This is a genomic window from Alcaligenes sp. AB3 (assembly GCF_031844565.1).
Lineage (GTDB): Bacteria > Pseudomonadota > Gammaproteobacteria > Burkholderiales > Burkholderiaceae_B > Alcaligenes > Alcaligenes faecalis.
Genome location: NZ_JAUZVM010000004.1, coordinates 57,129 through 77,445 on the forward strand (window position 1 = coordinate 57,129; position 20,317 = coordinate 77,445).

Here is a 20,317-nt window from a genome sequence, read left to right on the forward strand (position 1 = left end):
TTTGTGAGTCAAACTCTAGGCAGAGCAGATTTACGGCCTACATCTTGCCGGTGAATTTATAGCGATCCCCCGGATGCCACAGCCTGGCGTGAGTCGTGAACTGATCGCTGGAAAAAGTGCGGCGGTCCATCACCAAACAGGGCTGCTGCTCTTTCATGTGCAGGGCCTGTGCGATTCCCGTAGGCGGCACCAGCACTTCAATGCTGTAAAAGCCGGTCGGCAAGGGAGCAACCCGCACCAGATACTCATTAGGCGTGATCTGGCTCCAGTCCTGCTCCATGTAATCCGGCGCCATTTGCGCATCCACCAGACGATCCTCGTACTGGATAGGCAAGCCGTTTTCGGCATGAACAATAATGGAATGAAACAGCGCCGCGCCCGGTGCAATGCCATACAGCCGCGCTTGAGCCGGGCTGGCTTGCAGCCGCTCCATGCTCAGCACCTGACAGCTGTGTTGGTGGCCGCGCTCCCGTATGTCTTGCGCGATGCTGCGTATCTCGATCAGGGTGGACTGGAATTTGGGCTGTGCCACATAGGTGCCCGAGCCTTTGATGCGAACCAGCAGCTCATCGTTCGTCAGTTCCCGCAGCGCGCGGTTGACCGTCATGCGCGACACGCCAAACTGCTCGCATAAAGCCAGTTCGGTAGGGATCAGATCACCTTCACGCCATTGGCCGGACTGGATTTTCTCCAGCACAAAATTCTTGATTTGCAGATAGGCAGGCATGCTTGGTTCAGTTGACGAATGACTCGTCTGGGGGACATCCATTTTTATGCTTTCCTGTAGGACGTGTTCTCACGCAAAAGAGTCTCGCGCAGGCCAGATCCGAGGTCGTGCACCAGGCCACGGGTGATGCCTTGCCATGCTTACATTCACGGGCTTATGCAAGGCTCTCTTTTATATGTATAGACAACTTGGAAAAATGACTATACATTGGCATGAGCTTACAAGAAAACCGTTGTTTTGTCGGCGTTTGGACCTGCCTTCCGCGTGTGGAAACAGCCTGCCAGATAGAACCAGCGCGTATCCAGAGACACCTCAGATGGAGGACAGCATCATGCCTGATCATCACACTTCGGCGGCCAGCCAAGATCCCCGCTTCGATCCTGCGCGGCAGATTCATGCCCCTACGGGGACACAGCTCAGTTGCAAGAACTGGGTGGCGGAAGCCGCGTACCGCATGATTCAGAACAATCTGGACCCGGCCGTGGCCGAGAATCCCCAGCATCTGGTGGTGTACGGCGGCATCGGGCGTGCGGCCCGAAACTGGGAGTGCTACGACCAGATTCTGGCCAGCCTGCGCCAGCTGGAAGATGACCAGACTTTGCTGATTCAGTCCGGCAAGCCGGTGGGTGTGTTCCGTACGCATAGTGATGCGCCACGTGTGCTGCTGGCCAACTCGAATCTGGTCCCTAAATGGGCCACGTGGGAGAAGTTTCACGAGCTGGATCAGGCCGGTTTGTTCATGTACGGACAGATGACGGCGGGTAGCTGGATCTACATTGGCAGCCAGGGCATTGTGCAAGGCACGTACGAGACGTTTGCTGAAGCAGGTCGTCAGCATTTTGGTGGTTCGCTGGCCGGGCGCTGGATTCTGACTGCTGGCCTGGGTGGCATGGGCGGCGCACAGCCCTTGGCTGCCAGCTTTGCCGGGGCGGTATCGCTGACGATTGAATGCAAGCAAAGCAGTATCGACTTCCGTTTGCAGACTCGTTATCTGGATAAGCAAGCGCGCGATCTGGACCATGCGCTGGAGCTGATTGCCCAGCACACGGCCGCCAAGGAGGCTGTGTCGATTGGCTTGCTGGGTAACGCTGCCGACGTACTACCTGAACTGGTGCGACGTGCCCAAGCCGGTGGTTTGAAACCTGATCTGGTGACGGACCAGACGTCCGCCCACGATCTGCTTAATGGCTATTTGCCTTCGGGGTGGTCGGTGGAGCAGTGGCAGGCGGCGCAGAAAGACCCGGCGCAACACGCCCGCCTTCAGCAAGCCGCAGCCAAGTCCTGCGCTGTTCATGTACAGGCCATGCTGGATTTCCAGAAAATGGGTATTCCGGTTGTGGACTACGGCAATAACATTCGCCAGGTCGCGTTTGATGAAGGCGTAGCCAATGCCTTCGATTTTCCCGGTTTTGTACCTGCCTATATTCGCCCCTTGTTTTGCGAGGGCAAAGGCCCGTTCCGATGGGTGGCCTTGTCGGGCGACCCGGAAGATATTTACAAAACCGATCAAAAAATCAAAGAGCTGTTCCCCGACAATCAGCACGTGCATCGCTGGCTGGACATGGCGCAGGAACGCATTGCTTTCCAGGGCTTGCCTTCACGAATTTGCTGGCTGGGGCTGGGCGAGCGTCACCGCGCCGGTCTGGCCTTTAACGAAATGGTGCGCAAAGGCGAGCTGAAAGCGCCGATTGTGATTGGTCGTGACCATCTGGATACCGGCTCGGTGGCCAGCCCCAACCGCGAAACCGAAAGCATGCGTGATGGCACGGATGCCGTGTCGGACTGGCCGTTGTTGAATGCCTTGCTGAATACCGCAGGCGGGGCGAGCTGGGTCTCGCTGCACCACGGGGGCGGAGTAGGCATGGGTTACAGCCAGCACGCAGGCATGGTGATTGTGGCTGACGGTAGCGAGCAGGCCGCGGCCCGTCTGGAGCGGGTCTTGATTAACGATTGCGCCAGTGGTGTGATGCGTCATGCGGATGCCGGCTACGAGCTGGCGATTCAAACAGCCAAGAATTTCGGGCTGACATTGCCCATGATCAAGTAAGAAAAACAGGACAGATAAATGAGCAAGAGTATCGAGCTTTCTCCCGGCGCACTGACTTTGGCACAGCTGCGCCAAATCTGGCAGGAACCGACTGTTCTGACTCTGCCGCCAGAGGCGATCGGGGCCATGGATGCGTCCTCGGCCATTGTGGCCAAGATCATCCGCGAAGGTAATCCGGCTTATGGCATCAATACCGGCTTTGGCAAGCTGGCCCAGCAACGCATTCCCGACCACGATCTGGAGCAACTGCAAAAGAACCTGATTCTGTCGCACTCCGTGGGGGTGGGTGAGCCGGTGTCCGATGCAGTGGCCCGCTTGATCATGGCCATGAAAATTGCCAGCTTGGCGCGCGGCTTTTCGGGCATACGCTCGCATGTGGTCACGACCTTGCTGGATATTCTGAATGCGGGCGTGGTGCCGTTCATTCCGTCCAAAGGTTCTGTAGGCGCATCGGGTGATTTGGCACCCTTGTCGCACATGACCTTGACGCTGATTGGGGAAGGGCAAGCCAAGTGGCAAGGTGAATGGATGCCGGCCCAGCAGGCTTTGGCCAAGGCGGGTATCACACCGATTGTGTTGGCCGCCAAGGAAGGGCTGGCGCTGATCAATGGCACGCAAGTGTCTACGGCCCTGGCGCTGAATGGCTTGTTCCGCACCCAGACCTTGTTCCGTAATGCGATTCTGGCCGGTGCCTTGAGTGTGGATGCTGCCAAAGGCAGCGATGCGCCTTTTGATGCGCGTATCCATGAGGTGCGGGGACAGCCAGGGCAGATTTATGCGGCCCGCCTGTATCGGGAGCTGCTGGCTGGCAGCCAGATTCGTCAATCGCACCGGGACAATGACAACAAGGTGCAGGACCCCTACAGCTTGCGTTGCCAGCCCCAGGTGATGGGTGCGATTCAGGATCTGATCACGCAAAACGAACGTACCTTGCTGACCGAAGCCAATGCTGTCACGGATAACCCGCTGGTGTTCCCCGGCAAAAATGGCGAGCCGGATCAGGTGATTTCTGGTGGCAACTTTCATGCCGAGCCAGTGGCGTTCGCAGCTGATGGTTTAGCTCTGGCGATTGCTGAAATTGGTGCCTTGGCAGAGCGCCGAGTCGCTTTGTTGATTGATGCCAGTATTTCCGGCTTGCCACCGTTTCTGGTCCCATCCGCAGGCTTGAATTCAGGCTTCATGATTGCCCATGTGACCGCGGCGGCTCTGGCTTCGGAAAACAAGTCGCTGGCACATCCTGCCAGTGTGGATAGCCTGCCTACTTCCGCTAACCAGGAAGATCACGTCAGCATGGCAACCTTTGCGGCGCGCCGGCTGGAAGACATGGCACAGAACACGGCTGCGATTGTGGCGATTGAGTTGCTGTGCGCGGCACAGGGCATTGATTTCCATGCGCCTTTGCTGACTTCCGAGCGCTTGAAGAAGGTGCAGGATGTGATTCGTCAGGCCGTTCCTTTCTACGATCAGGACCGTTATCTGGCTCCCGATATCGAGGCTCTGAAAGCCCTGGTGCTGGACGAGAGCCTGGCAGCGACGGCGGCTGATCTTTTCTAGTTTTCATGAAGTACTGCTGATTGTTTTTGTCTCCACGAACTTGTCCCTGGCCTGGATCACCAAGCCGGGGATTTTTTTGCCTTCATGTATTTAAGAGCTGCTGAGCAAACTCCGCAGCGTTTTTTGGTAGGCGGCAAAGGCCGTCTTTTCTTGCGGATGATAGCCGTCCCTAATGCAGGCTCTCCCACTGACGAATACATCACGAATCGGGTTGGCGTGGGCGCGTTCCGCAAAGACCAGAGCCGACAGCCAATGCTGGCTATCCAGCACCGCCAGACTAGGGTGCTCCAGATCAATCACCATTAAATCTGCCTGATGGCCGGGGCTGAGTTGCCCGCTGGTTCGTCCTGAAGCTTGCGCGCCACCGTGTGCGCAGGTCTCGAACAAGTAGTCCGCCACAAAAGGCTGTTGGGGCGAAGCCAGTACATTGCGTTGCTGGTTGATCAATCGTTGACCATATTCCAGCAAGCGTAGTTCGGCACGCCAGTCTACGCAGATATGGCTATCCGAGCCTATGCCCATACGTCCTTGCTCGGCCAGAAAGGCGGCGGCGGGGAACAGGCCATCGCCCAGATTCGCCTCGGTGGTCAGGCACAAACCCGCTACGGCACCGCTGCGGGCAATTTGCTGGCGCTCCTGCTCGTCGATATGGGTGGCGTGAACCAGGCACCAGCGTTCATCCACATTGAAGTTGTCGTACAGATAGGCAACCGGGCTGCAGCCCTTGATGTTCCCGCACGCCAGCACTTCGGCCATCTGCTCGGCAATGTGGATGTGGATCGGGTGGCGCGAGGGCAGGCTGTGCAGGCCGTCGATCAGGGTATTGATGGAACCGACATTGGCGGCACGCAGGGAGTGGGGCGCAACACCGTAACGCCGGTCTGCATTCAAGGGATGGCTGTTGTGCAAGGACTCCAGCAGGTACAGCAACTGCGTGGGGCTGTTCAAAAAGCGCTGTTGATCCTGACGCGGCGCCTTGCTGCCGAAATCGCTGTATTGGTACAGCACGGGCAGCATGGTAATGGCCAGCCCGCTGGCGCTGGCCGCTTCCATGACACCTTGGGCCAGCAGGCCTATGGGCGCGTAATTCTGACCGTCGCGCTGGTGATGCAGGTAATGGAATTCACACACGCTGGTATAGCCCGCTTTCAGCATTTGTATATAGAGCCATTGGGCAATGGCCTGCATGTGCTCGGGCTCCAGGCGGGCAGCGAAACGGTACATCAGGTCGCGCCAGCTCCAGAAGCTGTCCTGGCCTTGCCCGCGAAACTCGGTCAGCCCGGCCATGGCACTTTGAAAGGCATGTGAATGCAGATTGGGCATGCCCGGCAATACAGCACCCTGCGCTGTGTGGACGGAGCCTGCCGCGTCTATATCCTGCTGGCTGGCGTCGGGCAGAACGTCTGTCAGTGTGCCGTGCTGGTCCCAGCGCAGCAGCACATTGGCTTGCCACTGGCCGTCCAGATAGGCCCAAGGGGCCCAGAGTGCTTCATATTGCCGGGGGATGCTCATGGTGATTCCTTACGCAGGTCGCGGCTGATGCTGCCTTGGTACACGACCAGGGCGCAGCGTGGCAGGCCCAGCCAGTAGACCAGCTCGGGCAGAGAGTCGATATCCCAGGCGACAAAGTCGGCGCGGGACCCGATGCTCAGTTCACCGCTGATGTCCGGGGCGCCCAGGGCCTGGGCGGCATGGCGGGTGACGCCTGCCAGAGCTTCGGGAACGGTCAGCCTGAAGAGTGTGCTGCCCATGTTCAACATGAGCAACAGGGAAGCACAGGGGGAAGTGCCGGGGTTGCTGTCAGTGGACAGAGCCATGGGCACGCCGTGTTTGCGTAGTAGTTCAATCGGGGGGAGCTGGGTTTCGCGCAGAAAATAGTAGGCTCCGGGCAGCAGGACGGCCACGGTACCGGCTTTTTTCATGGCGATGACGCCTGCTTCATCCAGATATTCCAGATGATCGGTGGACAGGGCCTGGTAGCGTGTCGCCATTTCCGTGCCGCCCAGATTGGATAACTGCTCGGCATGCATTTTGACGGGCAGGCCCAGGGCTTGAGCTGCTTTCAGGACGCGCTCGGACTGTTTCAGATCAAAGGCAATACGCTCGCAAAAGACGTCAACCGCATCGATCAGCCCTTCTTGTGCAAGGGTGGGCAACATTTGATCGCAGACCAGATCCAGGTAGGCATCGGTTTGCCCGGCAAATTCGGGGGGCAGGGCATGGGCGCCTAAAAAGGTGCTGCGCACCGTGACCGGACGCAACTCACCCAGACGGCGGGCGACGCGCAGCATTTTGCGTTCACTGTCCAGATTCAGGCCGTAGCCGGATTTGATTTCAATCGCGGTGACGCCTTCGTCCAGCAAGGCATCCAGACGGCGCAGCGCTTGGGCCAGCAATTCGTCCTCGCTCAGGGAGCGGGTGGCTTTGACGGAGGACACAATGCCGCCACCCTGGCGGGCGATTTCTTCATAAGAGGCCCCGGCCAGCCGCAGGGCAAATTCCTGGGCGCGGTTGTCGCCGTAAACAAGATGGGTGTGACAGTCGATCAGGCCGGGGGTCACCCAGCGATTTCCCAGCTTGTGTTCGTAAGTGGGGTGTTGCCACTGCACGGGCAGGTCATGACGTGGGCCCATCCAGGCGATACGGTCTGCCTGCACGACCAGGCAGGCATCTTCGATGACGTGCGCGGGGTCGGCGTTGGGGGCCAGGCGTAAATCAGTCCAAAGTGTGTGGCTCATCATTTCATTCCATGGGAGCGATATAGGCGTAGACCAGCGGGGCATCAGCATGGTTGGCCTGCAGTTGCAGCGACAAGGGGGCGGGGGTGTGGCCGATCAAGGCTTGCCCGGTGTCCAGGGTCCAGCTGTGTGCCTCGGCCTGGAGCTGATAGCCGCCTTGCGGCGCATACAGAAAGTGTGTGCCAGCAGCCAGGCTTATGGAGTCGTTCCGCCCTTGCCATGCCTGCAAGCTGCCTTGGGCCCGGCCTCGACGCAGCATCAGGTTCAAGTCCTGTGTCGGCCCTAGTGGTAACAAACAGGCCATCTTGTCCTCGCCAGCGAAGGCGTAGGGCTGGAATGGGTGCAGCACATGGATATGTTGGTCGTGAGTCAGCTGCATGTTGTCGCCCTCGATCAACATGATGTGTCGGTCTATGCCGGGAAAGCGGGAAAAATCGCCGGAGGTCTGGATCTGGGCCAGGCTGATGCGCCAGTCAAAGTGTTCGTAGCCAGCATGTTGAGGATGGCACAGCACTTCGCGCGTGGTGCCGCCACCATTTTTCCAGGGCTGCGCGGGCAGGCTGCTGATGTTCAGCAAGCGAAGCAAAGTGGCAGGGTGGGGATCGCTCATGGTGGCATGGCTCCGGGCGGATTTTTAATTGTATATACAATAGCTGAGTATAGACAAAGCGCGACGATTGCCTTGACGGGCGGGCCGTTTTTTCAGGGTAAATCCCGAGCATAAACCCTTTGGCTACTTGCGCTGCAAGCCGCTTGGTGGCAAGGTATACGCTAATAAACTCGCGTCATAACTCATTCAAAGGTGCAGGATGCCTGGTTTCTCCGGCATCCTGCGTTCATTGTTGCAAGCTGGAAAGTTTGCATATGAAGTATTTAATCGTTCTTCTTCAGGACTTTTCCGAATCATGGATACCCTCTCGCAGTCTTTTACCTTTTCCCAACGTGCCCAGAAACTGAGTGGCTCCGCAATTCGTGAAATTCTCAAGGTCACTGCGCGTCCCGAGATTATTTCCTTTGCGGGTGGTCTGCCCACGCCAGTCGGCTTTCCTGTCGAGGAAATGCAAAGCGCGTTCAACAAGGTACTGAGCGAGCAGGGCCGTGTGGCGCTGCAATACACCACGACAGAAGGCTATCTGCCCCTGCGCCAATGGCTGGCCGAGCAAATGAGCGCCGAAGGCGCTCCTGTGGATGCCGACGAAATTTTGCTGGTGAACGGTTCGCAGCAAGCGCTGGACATGCTGGGCAAGCTGTTCATTGACGAAGGCAGCAAGGTGCTGGTGGAGTCGCCTACTTACCTGGGCGCCTTGCAGGCTTTGTCTGTGTACGATCCGTCTTTTGTGGCGATTCCTACCGATGGCCAGGGCATGATCCCCGAGTACGTGTCGGCTCCTGAAGCCATGGGTGCCCGTCTGCTGTACGCACTGCCCAACTTCCAGAACCCCACCGGCCTGCGCCTGCCTTTGGAGCGTCGTCAGGATCTGGTAGAGCGATGTGCTGCCGCGCATATCCCGATCGTCGAGGACGATCCCTATGGTGAACTGCGTTACGCTGGCGAGCGTCTGCCCAGCCTGCTGTCCCTGGGCCGCAAGGCCGGTGCCACCGTGATACGCCTGGGTACCTTCTCCAAAGTGCTGGCTCCCGGCCTGCGCCTGGGTTACATCGTGGCTCCTGCCAAGATCATCGACAAACTGGTGCAGATCAAGCAGGCCACGGACTTGCACACGTCTACACTGACGCAGATGGCGGTTTACGAAGCCGTACATAACGGTTTTCTGGAACAGCATCTGCCCAAAGTGCGCGATATTTACCAGAAACAGTGCGCCATCATGCTGGACGCCATGGACAAGAACTTCCCGGACACGGCCCAATGGACCCGTCCTGAAGGCGGCATGTTCATTTGGGTGACCTTGCCCGAGCACGTGGATGCCACGGCCCTGTTGCAAAAAGCGATTGAAAATCTGGTAGCTTTTGTGCCTGGCGAGCCCTTCTACGCGGGCAAGGACGTCAAGCGCAATACCTTGCGCCTGAGCTTTGCCACCGTGCCTGAGGAAAAAATTCGCGAAGGCATCGCCATCTTGGGTAAACTCATCAAAGAAGCCTGATGGCTGTTTGGCAGGCAATGGACGCAGACTGATGGTCTGCGTCTTTTCATGCGCTGGCTGGGCCAGCGTTGTGGTTTTCAAGGGCCGCCCATCCAGTTTTCTGTGCTCCAGGAGCATGGGCACGTTCCCGGAATCCACCGCATACCCTCTGCCAGAGGGTATGCCTGTTTTCAGTCTATGGCCCAAGGCCTGGATTTAGGTTTTACCTCTATGACATCTCCATCCGCTTCGGAATCCTCCCCGCGCCCTGATCTGTCCGATATGCGCCCCAACAATGATTGGGTGGCCCGCTATCTTCCCGCTTCTTGGGGGCCGTATGCCCGCTTGTGCCGGCTGGACCGCCCCGTTGGTACGTGGTTGACCCTCTTGCCCGCCCTGGCCGCTCTGGTGCAGGCAGCAGACGGTATTCCTACCTTGTGGCGTGTGGTGATCTTTTCCCTGGGTGCCTTGTTGATGCGCGGCATTGGCTGTTGCTTTAACGATATGGCGGACCGTAATTTCGACCACCAGGTTGAACGCACCCGTTTCCGGCCCCTGACCAGCGGCCAGCTCACCATGCGCAAGGCCGTGATTTTCGTGCTGGCGCAGATGGCTGTGTGTGCCTTGCTGCTTTTTGCCATTAATGAGTACAGCCGCTGGCTGGCGCTGGCCCTGTTTCCCATTGTGATGATCTACCCCTTGTGCAAGCGCTTTACCTACTGGCCACAAGTGGTCCTGGGTATCTGCTTTAACTGGGGCATGCTGATGGCCTGGTCCGACACGCAGAATATGGTGCCTTTTGGCGCCATCCTGATGTGGGTGGGCGCGATTTTGTGGCAGGTGGGGTACGACTCCATCTATGCCTATATCGACGTGGCTGACGATACCAAGCTGGGCCTTCACTCCACGGCCCTGCGTTTCCGCGAGGCAGGCAAAACCTGGATCAGCGGTTTTTACATCGCCGCCATGGCCTGCTGGCTAGTGGGCGGTTTTCTGCTGAACGAGCGGATTTTGTACTACGTGGTGATGGCCGTGATTGCCATTCATCTGTTGTGGCAGATGCGGCACTTTGACGTGCGTTACCCCGAGCGGGGCTTGCGTCTGTTCCGCGCCAATATCTGGGTTGGTGTGTTGCTGGTGGTAGCCGCTTTGGTGGGCACGATCAGTCTGGCTTGAAACGCGTTCAAGCAATTTACCTAAAGCTTTAAAGGTTTGAAGAATGGCCTCTCCTCTTGAGTATGTTGCAACGGTGCTCTTTGCCATTGCTATCGTCCACACCTTCTCGGTCCCGGTGTTTGCGCGCCTGGCCAACAAGGGCGGCAATCATGCCGGCTTGTGGCATATGTTGTCCGAGGTCGAGGCCGTATTTGGCGTCTGGGCCTGTGTGCTGGTGGCCTATATGGCCGTCTTTGTGGATTTGCAGTCGGCCATCGAGTATCTGGAAGGCCGCAACTTCACCGAGCCCATGTTTGTGTTTGCCATTATGGTGGTTGCCGCCAGTCGCCCGATTCTGGAGCTGGTGAACAAGACGGTGTCGGTGCTGGCACGTGCGCTGCCCATGTCGGACAAGATTTCCACCTACTTCATCACAATTTCCGTGGTGCCTTTGGCGGGCTCCCTGATTACCGAGCCTGCTGCCATGACTTTGGCGGCTCTGCTGCTGCATAAAGCCTATTTCCGTCACCAAGGCCATGCTGGTTTCAAGTATTTGACGGTGGGCGTGCTGTTTGTGAACGTCTCCATCGGTGGTGTGCTGACGGCCTATGCCGCACCTCCCGTTCTGATGGTGGCCAGCACCTTTGGCTGGGATACTTCCTTTATGGCAACGCATTTTGGTTGGCGCGCCGTTCTGGCCGTACTGATCAATGCCATCTTGGCGACTCTGGTTTGCCGTAAGGCCTTGCTGGAAATGGGGCAGGGCATGCCCGAGTCCGGCCAGACCCAGCGTTCGGTGCCCATCACTGTCATGGCCATTCACGTGGCTTTCCTGGTGGCGATTGTGCTGGGTGCGCATCACCCCATTGTATTCATGGCTTTGCTGATGCTGTTCATTGGCTACGCCCACTCCTACAAGCATTACCAGAACCCCTTGCTGGTGCGCGAGGGGCTGATGGTGGGGTTCTTCCTGGCCGGTCTGGTGGTGTTGGGCGGTTTGCAAAAGTGGTGGTTGCAGGATCTGCTGGGCGGCTTGTCGCCCACCGTGCTGTTCTGGGGCGCAACGGCGTTGACCGCTGTGACCGACAATGCTGCCCTGACCTATCTGGGCTCTCTGGTTGAAGGCACCTCGGATATCTGGCGCTACATGCTGGTGGCCGGTGCGGTAACGGGTGGTGGCTTGACCGTCATTGCCAACGCACCCAACCCGGCGGGTTTCTCCATTTTGAAGGGCAGCTTCCCGGACGGGGCTATTTCGCCCCTGCGTTTGCTGATCAGTGCGGCTGTTCCGACCCTGATTGCCGCCTGCCTATTTTTGATTTGATCCGGATGGCCGCCTGGCGCGGCCCGTCTGGCTGAGGCAAAGTTCAGTGCGATTGAACGCCAAAAGGGCTAAAATCACGGCAGAAGTGCCCCTGGGCACTCTTTGCGGGTTCTGTTTGAGCGGGTCCCCAGCTTGAAATTTGCTGGTATCGACCCTACTTATTTGTCTCTCGAAGTTTGTTTCGGCTTTTTGTTAGGATGAGTCGTGCCTATCTATGCGTATAAATGCAGCTCGTGCCAATACGAGAAAGATGTGCTGCAAAAAATGTCGGACCCCGTTTTGGAGGTTTGTCCAGAATGTAACCAGCCTACCTTTACCAAACAGGTAACGGCGGCCGGATTCCAGCTCAAGGGTACGGGCTGGTATGTAACGGATTTTCGTAACCAGGGTGGCAGTAAGCCGGCGGATAGTGGTTCTACGTCCACACCCGCTGCTTCGACGACACCTTCTTCCTCATCGTCCAGCTAACACCATTCCTTATGCGCCCCTTCAAGCGTTATTTCGTCACTGGCCTGCTCATTTGGGTGCCCTTGGTCATCACCGTCTGGGTGCTGACTTTGCTGATCGAAACGCTGGAGAGCGTCGTGCCGGAGTTTCTGTCTTCGCAGGCCCTGTTCGGCCTGCGGATTCCCGGCTTTAGAATTGTGCTGGTGCTGGCCGTCTTGTTTGGCACGGGTTTGCTGGCGGCCAATTACCTGGGCCGTGCCGTTGTGGATCGTTGGGAATTGCTACTTGGGCGTATTCCTTTGGTGCGTTCCATTTATAATTCCGTCAAGCAAGTCAGTGATACGGTGTTGGCACCCGATGGTCAGGCGTTTCGCGAGGCCGTTCTGGTGCAGTATCCCAGGGCCGGTTCCTGGACCATTGCCTTTTTGACCGGCACGCCGGGCGGACAAGTGGCGCAGATACTGGGAGAGGACTTTGTCAGCGTCTACGTGCCCACCACGCCCAACCCGACTTCCGGTTTTTTCCTGATGATGCCTCGGGCGGATGTACACAAGCTCGACATGACAGTGGATGCGGCGCTTAAATACATCGTATCCATGGGAGTGGTCAGCCCTACCGAGCCGATCGCTTTACCCCCTGTTTCTGACCAGCCGGAGGGTCCTGAAGGGACACCCCCCTTGGCTGGAACCTGAATTTTCCAATTTGCAGTTTTTACTATTTCGGAGTCATCCTAGATGCGTACGTGTTATACCGGCGAGGTTTCCAAAGAATACCTGGGCCAGACGGTCAATTTGTTTGGCTGGGTACATCGTCGCCGCGACCACGGGGGTGTGATTTTCATTGATCTGCGCGACCGTGAGGGTCTGGCGCAGGTTGTCGTCAACCCTGACAACGTTCAGGCCTTTGAAGTGGCCGAACGTATCCGTAATGAGTACTGCCTGCGCATTACCGGCCGCGTTCAGGCTCGTCCTGAAGGCACGGTCAATCCTGATCTGCGCTCGGGCGAGATTGAAATCGTTTGCGACGAAATCGAAATCCTGAACGCTTCGGTCACGCCTGCTTTCCAGCTGGATGATGACAATCTGTCCGAAACCACGCGTCTGACGCACCGTGTGCTGGATTTGCGCCGTCCGCAAATGCAGAACAACCTGATGCTGCGCTACAAAGTGGCCATGCAGTCCCGTCGCTACCTGGACGACCTGGGTTTCATCGATATTGAAACCCCCATGTTGACCAAGAGCACCCCTGAAGGCGCTCGTGACTATCTGGTTCCCTCGCGTGTGAACGCAGGCGAATTCTTTGCACTGCCCCAGTCGCCCCAGCTGTTCAAGCAAATGCTGATGGTGTCGGGCTTTGACCGCTACTACCAGATCACCAAGTGCTTCCGCGACGAAGACTTGCGTGCTGACCGCCAGCCTGAATTTACCCAGATCGACTGCGAAACCTCCTTCCTGAACGAAGAGCAGATTCGCGATATTTTTGAAGGCATGGTCACGCACATTTTCCGTACTGTGCAAAACGTGGAACTGCCCAAGTTCCCCACCATGAGCTGGACTGAAGCCATGCAGCGCTACGGTTCGGACAAGCCTGACCTGCGCGTCAAGCTGGAGTTCGTGGACGTGGCTGACCTGATGCGTGAAGTGGATTTCAAGGTCTTCTCCGCTCCCGCCAACGACCCATCCTGCCGTGTGGTTGCCTTGCGCATTCCTGGCGGTGGCGCCATGCCCCGCAGCGAAATCGATGCCTACACCAAGTTCGTCGGTATCTACGGTGCCAAGGGCTTGGCTTACATCAAGGTCAACGATGTGACCTCGATCCCTGAAGGCCTGCAGTCGCCTATCGTCAAGAACATCAACGTTGAGGTTCTGAAGCAGGTGATGGAGCGCACCGGCGCCCAGAACGGCGACCTGATCTTCTTTGGTGCTGACAAGGCCAAGATCGTGAACGACGCGATTGGTGCCCTGCGTATCAAGATCGGTCACAGCGAATTTGGCAAGGCCAACGGTCTGGCCGAAGACGGCTGGAAGCCTCTGTGGGTGGTGGACTTCCCCATGTTCGAATACGACGAGGGCGAAAACCGCTACTTTGCTGCTCACCACCCCTTCACCAGCCCCAAGGACGGCCACGAAGATCTGCTGGAAACCGATCCCGGCAAGGCGTTTGCCAAGGCCTACGACATGGTGTTGAACGGTTGGGAAGTGGGTGGCGGTTCGGTCCGTATCCACCGCGCTGACGTTCAGAGCAAAGTGTTCAATGCCTTGAATATTGGTCCTGAGGAAGCACAACTGAAGTTCGGCTTCCTGCTGGATGCGCTGCAATACGGTGCGCCTCCACACGGTGGTCTGGCCATGGGCCTGGATCGTCTGGTCACCTTGATGGCCGGTGCCGATTCGATCCGTGACGTGATTGCTTTCCCCAAGACACAACGCGCTCAGTGTTTGCTGACCCAGGCCCCATCGGCCGTGGACGAGCAGCAACTGCGCGAGTTGCATATTCGTCTGCGGGCTGTTGAAAACAAGTAAGTCAGATGGGGGGACGGCGTGTCAGTGATTCGGGTAGTTAGCTACAACATTCACAAGGGCCGCTCGGCTTCGGGCAAACGGGAGTCTTTGGCGGATCTGCGTCTGGGGCTTTACGGGCTGTCTCCCGACTTGTTGTTTTTGCAGGAAGTGCAAGGGCGTAACCAGCTGCAAAGCAGCCTGGACGCCCAGCACGAATCGCTGGCTGCTGCCTTGCGCATGAATACGGCTTACGGCTGCAACGTGGTGCGTCCCCATACGGACCATGGCAACGCCTTGTTGTCGCGCTTTCCCATTTTGCAGTACGAAAACCAGGACATCTCCGACCATCGCATGGAACAGCGCGGTTTGCTTCATGCGGTTGTGGATGTTGGCGGCCGTCCGGTGCATTGCATTGTGGTGCACCTGGGGCTGTTCAACAGTGGTCGGGTGCGTCAGGTTCAGGCCTTGCTCGATCGCATCAAGCGCATTGTCCCTGCGGACGAACCTTTGCTGATCGCGGGCGACTTCAACGACTGGAATAACCGCCTGGCGCCTATCTTTGTGCAGCAATTGAATCTGTATGAAGTGTTTTCCTTCTCGCCTCGTGGTCAGGCCGATAACCGCTTCCGTTTGCGTCAGCCCATCAAATGGCTGCGCACCATGCGCAAAAGCGGGCTGGTCGTGCCGGATCAAGGCATTCAGCTGGGCGTGAATGGTGCCGCCCGCATGACGCCACCTCCCCGCACCTTCCCCGCCGCCTTCCCCTGGCTACGTCTGGATCGTGTCTATCAGCGTGGTTTTGCGGTGCGTAATGCCCGTGTGCTGGTGGGTGAGCCCTGGAAGCAATTGTCCGACCACGCCCCCATCCTGACCGAGCTGGAGCTGCCTTAAAGGGCATTCAGTGGTTTCCTAACGCATAGGCCTAGCAAGCATGCCGAGTCTGAAGCGCGATCCACTTTGGCACGAAGGTAATCAGATCACCTTGCTGCAAAACGGCCAGGAATTTTTTCCGGCTATTTGCAAGGCGATCGACCAGGCCCAAAAGCGCCTGCACCTGGAAACCTACATTTTCAACCTGGATGACAGCGGTAATAGTGTCCTGGACGCCTTGCGCCGGGCCTGCGAGCGGGGTGTGCGCGTCCGCGTGGTGATTGATGGTTTTGGCAGTGATGTGCATGCCTTGCAGATTGCCGAACAGCTAAAGGCCATGCGTGCCCGCTACCGGATTTATCGCCCCAAGCCCCAAGGCTGGCGCGAACCGCGCTTGTCTTTGCGACGCCTGCGCAGGCTGCACCGGAAAATGCTGGTGGTCGATGAGCGCATTGGCTTTGTCGGTGGCATCAATATTCTGGATGACTTTGATGATGTGCCCTTGATCAATGGCGAGGGCAGGCCGCGTTTTGATTTTGCCGTGCGTTGCGAAGGGCCGATTGTGGATGACATGGTGCGGGCTCAGCAGGCTTTATGGCTGCGTATGGCCTGGCGCAGACGCAAGGATTGGGACAGCTTCACCCAGCGTTTTACCTTATGGCGTGAATGGCGCAAGCGCCGTCAGGAACGCAAGAAGGCAGAGCAGGCCGGCCAGGTTTTTGAAGGCATACGGGCCAGTTTGCTGCTGCGGGATAATGTGCGCCATCGTCAGCAAATTGAGCAGGCCTACTTGCAGCTGCTGTGCAAGGCAAAGGAGCAGGTCATTTTGGCCAATGCCTATTTCTTTCCGGGGCGCACCTTGCGCCGTCGTATTGAACAGGCCGCGGAACGGGGCGTGCGGGTGCGCTTGTTGCTGCAAGGCCATGCTGAATACTTCCTGCAATATCGGGCCTGTAGATTCATGTATGGACAATTGCTGGATCATGGCATCGAGCTGTACGAGTACAAGGCCAGCTATTTGCACGCCAAAGTGGCCGTCATTGATGACTATTCCATGGTGGGTTCGTCCAATCTGGATCCGTTCAGCCTGCTCCTGGCGCGTGAGGCCAATGTACTGATTCAGGATCAGCCGTTTACCCAGAACTTGCAGGCCAGGCTGGAGTACGAGATCGAGCACAATGCCGCGCGAGTCTACCCGGAGCAGTATCAGCGTCTGGGTGTATTCAGCCGGCTGGTCGATTACCTGGCCTATGGTATGTTGCGCCTGGGCGTGCTGCTGACGGGTAAATCGTCCTTGTATTGAGGACAATCCTGTACGTTGTGCGGGTCTTTACCCATACAAGGTGCCGCCAGCCGGGCAGCACCTTATAAAATACTCTCTATACTTTAAGAGTTTGGTCCCGAAGGACCGAGTTTGCCGTAACCATAATTACTTTTATCCGGAGGGTGGACCACATGAAAACACGTGCAGCTGTTGCCTGGAAAGCGGGCGCACCGCTAACGATTGAAGAGGTCGATCTGGCAGGTCCCAAAGCGGGCGAAGTGCTGGTCGAGATCAAGGCGACGGGCATTTGCCATACCGATTACTACACCCTGTCTGGCGCGGATCCAGAAGGTTTGTTCCCAGCGATTCTGGGCCATGAAGGTGCAGGCGTGGTGCTGGATGTGGGCGCTGGCGTGACCAGCCTGCGTCCCGGCGATCACGTGATCCCTCTGTACACACCCGAGTGCCGTCAGTGCAAATCCTGCCTGTCGCGCAAGACCAATCTGTGTACCGCCATTCGCTCTACCCAGGGCAAGGGCCTGATGCCCGATGGCACCTCGCGCTTCTCTATTGGTGGCAAGCCTGTGCACCATTACATGGGCACATCGACTTTTGCCAACCATATCGTGGTGCCAGAAATTGCATTGGCCAAGATTCGTAGCGACGCGCCTTTCGACAAGGTGTGCTACATCGGCTGTGGCGTGACCACAGGCTTGGGCGCTGTGCTGTTCACCGCCAAAGTGGAAGCGGGTGCTAATGTGGTGGTCTTCGGTTTGGGCGGTATTGGCCTGAACGTGATACAGGGCGCCAAGATGGTCGGCGCTGGCAAGATCATTGGCGTGGACATCAACCCCGAGCGCGAAGCCATGGCTCGCCAGTTCGGCATGACCGATTTCGTGAACCCCAACGAGGTTGAAAACGTGGTGGATCACATCATTCAACTGACAGACGGCGGCGCGGATTACTCCTTTGAATGTATCGGCAACACCAAGGTGATGCGTCAGGCGCTGGAGTGCTGCCACCGCGGTTGGGGCCAGTCCATCATTATTGGTGTGGCCGAGGCCGGTGCTGAAATCTCCACCCGTCCGTTCCAACTGGTCACAGGCCGTGAATGGAAGGGCTCCGCTTTTGGTGGCGCCCGTGGCCGTACCGACGTGCCCACGATTGTGGACTGGTACATGGATGGCAAGATCAATATCGACGATCTGATCACCCACACCTTGCCGCTGGAGCGCATCAACGAAGGCTTTGACCTGATGAATGCCGGTAAATCCATCCGTTCGGTGGTGATGTACTGATAGACGTCGCTTGAGGAGGGCGCAGGCAGCCGCCTGCACCCTTTATCCCGGTTCCAGAGTCCGTGGCCGCCCTTGGGCGTGCCACAGGATGTGGGCCGGATCTGCAATTGAGAACAAGAGGGGGCTATGACTCAGACACTGGAACTGCTCAACGAACACCGCTGTTTTAATGGTTGGCAGCGCTACTACCAACACGCTTCGCAGACAATTGGCCTGCCCATGCGTTTTTCTGTGTATATGCCGCCGCAACTGCAGGCCAGCGCCCAAAAAGGGGCCGCCAGTCTGGCAGAGGCCATCGGACAAGGCCGTGTGCCTGTGCTGTTTTTCCTGGCAGGGCTGACCTGCACGGAAGAAACCTTCATGATCAAGGCCGGTGCCCAGCGCTACGCTGCCGAGCACGGCATCATGCTGGTCACTCCCGATACCAGCCCACGTGGCGCTGGTGTGGACGGGGAGGAGGAGGGCTGGGATCTGGGAACTGGCGCCGGTTTCTATCTGGATGCCACTGAGCCTGGCTGGAACAAGAATTACCGCATGGAAAGCTATGTGACCCAGGAGCTGTTTGATCTGGTCACGACCATCCTGCCCGGCGACGCCAGCCGTGTGGGTATTTTTGGTCATTCCATGGGCGGCCATGGTGCCTTGACGCTGGCTCTGCGCCATCCTGGCAAGTACCGCTCCGTGTCGGCCTTTGCGCCTATTGCTGCGCCAACCCGCTGCCCCTGGGGTGAAAAAGCCTTTGGTGCCTACCTGGGTCAGGATCGCCAGGCTTGGGAACAACACGACGCCAGCGCCTTGATGGCCAAGGCCAGCGCACCGTATCCCGCCGGTATTCTGGTGGATCAGGGTTTGAACGACGGTTTTCTGGCCGAGCAACTGTATCCGGAAGTATTCGAGCAGGCGTGCGAGCAGGCCAAACAGCCTTTGACCTTGCGCCGTCACGAAGGCTATGACCACGGCTACTACTTCATCTCGACCTTCATTCAGGACCATCTGAATTTCCACGCCGAGCGACTGTGATCGCTGGATAAACAAGGTCGCACTTTGTTATTTTCAGGTGGGCATGAAGGCGTTACTCTCAGGCAGCCACAGTTTTTTGCCTGTTTGTGGCGTTCTGCCCACCGATTTGTCGCAGTTTTCCTCCAAGTAGTGAACTTTTTCTTGCTGCGACGCTCTTATTCCTGTATTCGAAATTTTTAGCACTCCAGACCATCGAGTGCTAAACTCAATGATTGTTGAAATACGTTTTCTGCGGTTTGAGGGCCTTGTTTAGTGCTCTCGCCGGCTGACTTTTGAAGGATTTTCCATGACACAACAAGCGAACGCTTTGGCCCTGACGTCTGGTAATGAACTCGTCGCCGCCGTGTCTAATCCAGGCGCACTGGGGACGATCGAAGCGTATATTTCTGCTGTTAACCGCCTGCCCATGCTCAGCGCCGAACGCGAAACTGAGCTGGGTCAGCGCCTGCGCGACCAGGATGACCTGGATGCTGCGCGTGAACTGATTTTGTCGCACCTGCGTCTGGTGGTTTCCATTGCCCGCCAGTACCTGGGTTACGGCTTGCCTCATGCCGACCTGATTCAGGAAGGTAACGTGGGCCTGATGAAGGCCGTCAAACGCTTTGACCCCGATCGCGGTGTGCGCCTGGTGTCGTTTGCCGTGCACTGGATCAAGGCCGAGATCCACGAATATGTCGTGCGCAACTGGCGCATGGTGAAAGTGGCCACTACCAAGGCCCAACGCAAACTGTTTTTCAATCTGCGCCGCATGCGTCCGGACGGACAAACGCTGGATACGGCTCAGGTAGACGCGATTGCCCGCGAACTTGATGTGCGTCCACAGGACGTCAGCGAGATGGAAGTGCGTTTGTCTGGTCACGATATGGCTCTGGAAGCCCCGGCCAATGACGACGATGACAATTTTGCGCCTATCTCCTACCTGTCCGATGAAGGGCACGAGGAACCTACGCGCGTGCTGGAGCGTCGTGCCCAGGACATGCTGGAGGGCAGCGGCCTGGAAGAGGCGATCGACACGCTGGACGAGCGTTCGCAGCGCATTGTGCGCGCCCGCTGGTTGCAGGACGATGGCGGTGCCACCTTGCACGATCTGGCCGCCGAATTTGGCGTGTCGGCAGAGCGTATTCGTCAGATTGAAGTGGCGGCATTCAAGAAGCTGCGCGTCGCCTTGGCGCCAGCGGCTTAAGTCGTTTTAAAGAGTTACAACTTTTCGGGGAATCCGAAGAACTTAAGCTGATTTTCGCGGACTAAACAATACATTTGCTGATTTTTGCCACCTATGCAACTCGGCATT

At 57.6% G+C, this 20,317-nt stretch carries 17 protein-coding genes; 13 read left to right on the plus strand and 4 right to left on the minus strand.

All coding sequences use genetic code 11. From position 1 onward, the window contains the following. Positions 1 to 37: 37 nt before the first annotated feature. Positions 38 to 727: a histidine utilization repressor gene (gene hutC, locus Q9R35_RS10145; protein WP_223253976.1), complete on the minus strand. Its 690-nt coding sequence runs from the start codon at positions 725 to 727 to the stop codon at positions 38 to 40. A 316-nt stretch (positions 728 to 1,043) separates the two neighbouring features. Between hutC and hutU the strand changes: the two genes are divergently transcribed. Continuing rightward, positions 1,044 to 2,774 (plus strand): urocanate hydratase, encoded by a 1,731-nt coding sequence (hutU, locus tag Q9R35_RS10150; RefSeq protein ID WP_311219799.1) that lies wholly within the window; start codon positions 1,044 to 1,046, stop codon positions 2,772 to 2,774. A gap of 18 nt (positions 2,775 to 2,792) precedes the next feature. Then, the gene (hutH, locus tag Q9R35_RS10155; RefSeq protein ID WP_270117785.1) at positions 2,793 to 4,328 is read left to right on the plus strand and encodes a histidine ammonia-lyase; all 1,536 of its coding nucleotides are present in this window, start codon (positions 2,793 to 2,795) and stop codon (positions 4,326 to 4,328) included. Positions 4,329 to 4,418: 90 nt separating this feature from the next. On the opposite strand, the gene Q9R35_RS10160 is transcribed toward hutH, so the two are convergent. The 3 genes from Q9R35_RS10160 to Q9R35_RS10170 are packed head-to-tail and all read right to left on the minus strand — an operon-like array spanning position 4,419 to position 7,676. Next, a complete protein-coding gene (locus tag Q9R35_RS10160; RefSeq protein ID WP_081251500.1) occupies positions 4,419 to 5,840 on the minus strand; it encodes a formimidoylglutamate deiminase in 1,422 nt (473 codons plus the stop codon). Continuing rightward, positions 5,837 to 7,066 carry an imidazolonepropionase gene (gene hutI, locus Q9R35_RS10165; RefSeq protein WP_311219800.1) on the minus strand — a complete coding sequence of 410 codons (1,230 nt, stop codon included), beginning with the start codon at positions 7,064 to 7,066 and terminating at the stop codon, positions 5,837 to 5,839. Before hutI ends, Q9R35_RS10160 begins: the two co-directional genes overlap by 4 nt. Positions 7,067 to 7,070: 4 nt before the next feature. Continuing rightward, a complete protein-coding gene (locus tag Q9R35_RS10170; protein WP_311219801.1) occupies positions 7,071 to 7,676 on the minus strand; it encodes a HutD family protein in 606 nt (201 codons plus the stop codon). Positions 7,677 to 7,971: 295 nt separating this feature from the next. Here Q9R35_RS10170 and Q9R35_RS10175 point away from each other — a divergent pair, with 295 nt between their 5' ends. The 11 genes from Q9R35_RS10175 (at position 7,972) to rpoH (ending at position 20,209) form a co-directional block, all read left to right on the plus strand. Next, positions 7,972 to 9,168 (plus strand): PLP-dependent aminotransferase family protein, encoded by a 1,197-nt coding sequence (locus Q9R35_RS10175; RefSeq protein WP_042485496.1) that lies wholly within the window; start codon positions 7,972 to 7,974, stop codon positions 9,166 to 9,168. A 210-nt stretch (positions 9,169 to 9,378) separates the two neighbouring features. Continuing rightward, positions 9,379 to 10,323 carry a 4-hydroxybenzoate octaprenyltransferase gene (ubiA, locus tag Q9R35_RS10180; protein WP_311219802.1) on the plus strand — a complete coding sequence of 315 codons (945 nt, stop codon included), beginning with the start codon at positions 9,379 to 9,381 and terminating at the stop codon, positions 10,321 to 10,323. 43 nt (positions 10,324 to 10,366) lie between these two features. Next, the gene (locus Q9R35_RS10185) at positions 10,367 to 11,626 is read left to right on the plus strand and encodes a putative Na+/H+ antiporter (RefSeq protein ID WP_125301792.1); all 1,260 of its coding nucleotides are present in this window, start codon (positions 10,367 to 10,369) and stop codon (positions 11,624 to 11,626) included. 264 nt (positions 11,627 to 11,890) lie between these two features. Next, a complete protein-coding gene (locus tag Q9R35_RS10190; protein WP_332840192.1) occupies positions 11,891 to 12,094 on the plus strand; it encodes a zinc ribbon domain-containing protein in 204 nt (67 codons plus the stop codon). A gap of 11 nt (positions 12,095 to 12,105) precedes the next feature. Beyond that, positions 12,106 to 12,765 (plus strand): DUF502 domain-containing protein, encoded by a 660-nt coding sequence (locus tag Q9R35_RS10195; RefSeq protein ID WP_026483570.1) that lies wholly within the window; start codon positions 12,106 to 12,108, stop codon positions 12,763 to 12,765. 42 nt (positions 12,766 to 12,807) lie between these two features. Continuing rightward, positions 12,808 to 14,595, plus strand: a complete 1,788-nt coding sequence (aspS, locus tag Q9R35_RS10200; protein ID WP_042485503.1) for an aspartate--tRNA ligase — start codon at positions 12,808 to 12,810, stop codon at positions 14,593 to 14,595. An 18-nt stretch (positions 14,596 to 14,613) separates the two neighbouring features. After that, positions 14,614 to 15,465: an endonuclease/exonuclease/phosphatase family protein gene (locus Q9R35_RS10205; RefSeq protein ID WP_042485507.1), complete on the plus strand. Its 852-nt coding sequence runs from the start codon at positions 14,614 to 14,616 to the stop codon at positions 15,463 to 15,465. A gap of 40 nt (positions 15,466 to 15,505) precedes the next feature. Further along, positions 15,506 to 16,747, plus strand: coding sequence for a cardiolipin synthase ClsB (gene clsB, locus Q9R35_RS10210; protein WP_063692083.1), 1,242 nt, complete (start codon positions 15,506 to 15,508; stop codon positions 16,745 to 16,747). Positions 16,748 to 16,899: 152 nt separating this feature from the next. Then, the gene (locus tag Q9R35_RS10215) at positions 16,900 to 18,006 is read left to right on the plus strand and encodes an S-(hydroxymethyl)glutathione dehydrogenase/class III alcohol dehydrogenase (protein ID WP_026483572.1); all 1,107 of its coding nucleotides are present in this window, start codon (positions 16,900 to 16,902) and stop codon (positions 18,004 to 18,006) included. Between the two features lie 126 nt (positions 18,007 to 18,132). Continuing rightward, a complete protein-coding gene (gene fghA / locus Q9R35_RS10220) occupies positions 18,133 to 19,026 on the plus strand; it encodes an S-formylglutathione hydrolase (RefSeq protein ID WP_063692081.1) in 894 nt (297 codons plus the stop codon). 286 nt (positions 19,027 to 19,312) lie between these two features. Further along, complete coding sequence (gene rpoH / locus Q9R35_RS10225; protein WP_009457472.1) at positions 19,313 to 20,209, plus strand: RNA polymerase sigma factor RpoH; 897 nt, start codon at positions 19,313 to 19,315, stop codon at positions 20,207 to 20,209. The last annotated feature ends 108 nt before the right edge of the window (positions 20,210 to 20,317 follow it).

Bases quoted from the DNA above. Each gene is read 5' to 3' on its own strand.
- hutC (WP_223253976.1), bottom strand. From the start codon at position 727: ATGCCTGCCTATCTGCAAATCAAGAATTTTGTGCTGGAGAAAATCCAG.
- hutU (WP_311219799.1), top strand. From the start codon at position 1,044: ATGGAGGACAGCATCATGCCTGATCATCACACTTCGGCGGCCAGCCAA.
- hutH (WP_270117785.1), top strand. From the start codon at position 2,793: ATGAGCAAGAGTATCGAGCTTTCTCCCGGCGCACTGACTTTGGCACAG.
- Q9R35_RS10160 (WP_081251500.1), bottom strand. From the start codon at position 5,840: ATGAGCATCCCCCGGCAATATGAAGCACTCTGGGCCCCTTGGGCCTAT.
- hutI (WP_311219800.1), bottom strand. From the start codon at position 7,066: ATGAGCCACACACTTTGGACTGATTTACGCCTGGCCCCCAACGCCGAC.
- Q9R35_RS10170 (WP_311219801.1), bottom strand. From the start codon at position 7,676: ATGAGCGATCCCCACCCTGCCACTTTGCTTCGCTTGCTGAACATCAGC.
- Q9R35_RS10175 (WP_042485496.1), top strand. From the start codon at position 7,972: ATGGATACCCTCTCGCAGTCTTTTACCTTTTCCCAACGTGCCCAGAAA.
- ubiA (WP_311219802.1), top strand. From the start codon at position 9,379: ATGACATCTCCATCCGCTTCGGAATCCTCCCCGCGCCCTGATCTGTCC.
- Q9R35_RS10185 (WP_125301792.1), top strand. From the start codon at position 10,367: ATGGCCTCTCCTCTTGAGTATGTTGCAACGGTGCTCTTTGCCATTGCT.
- Q9R35_RS10190 (WP_332840192.1), top strand. From the start codon at position 11,891: ATGTCGGACCCCGTTTTGGAGGTTTGTCCAGAATGTAACCAGCCTACC.
- Q9R35_RS10195 (WP_026483570.1), top strand. From the start codon at position 12,106: ATGCGCCCCTTCAAGCGTTATTTCGTCACTGGCCTGCTCATTTGGGTG.
- aspS (WP_042485503.1), top strand. From the start codon at position 12,808: ATGCGTACGTGTTATACCGGCGAGGTTTCCAAAGAATACCTGGGCCAG.
- clsB (WP_063692083.1), top strand. From the start codon at position 15,506: ATGCCGAGTCTGAAGCGCGATCCACTTTGGCACGAAGGTAATCAGATC.
- Q9R35_RS10215 (WP_026483572.1), top strand. From the start codon at position 16,900: ATGAAAACACGTGCAGCTGTTGCCTGGAAAGCGGGCGCACCGCTAACG.
- fghA (WP_063692081.1), top strand. From the start codon at position 18,133: ATGACTCAGACACTGGAACTGCTCAACGAACACCGCTGTTTTAATGGT.
- rpoH (WP_009457472.1), top strand. From the start codon at position 19,313: ATGACACAACAAGCGAACGCTTTGGCCCTGACGTCTGGTAATGAACTC.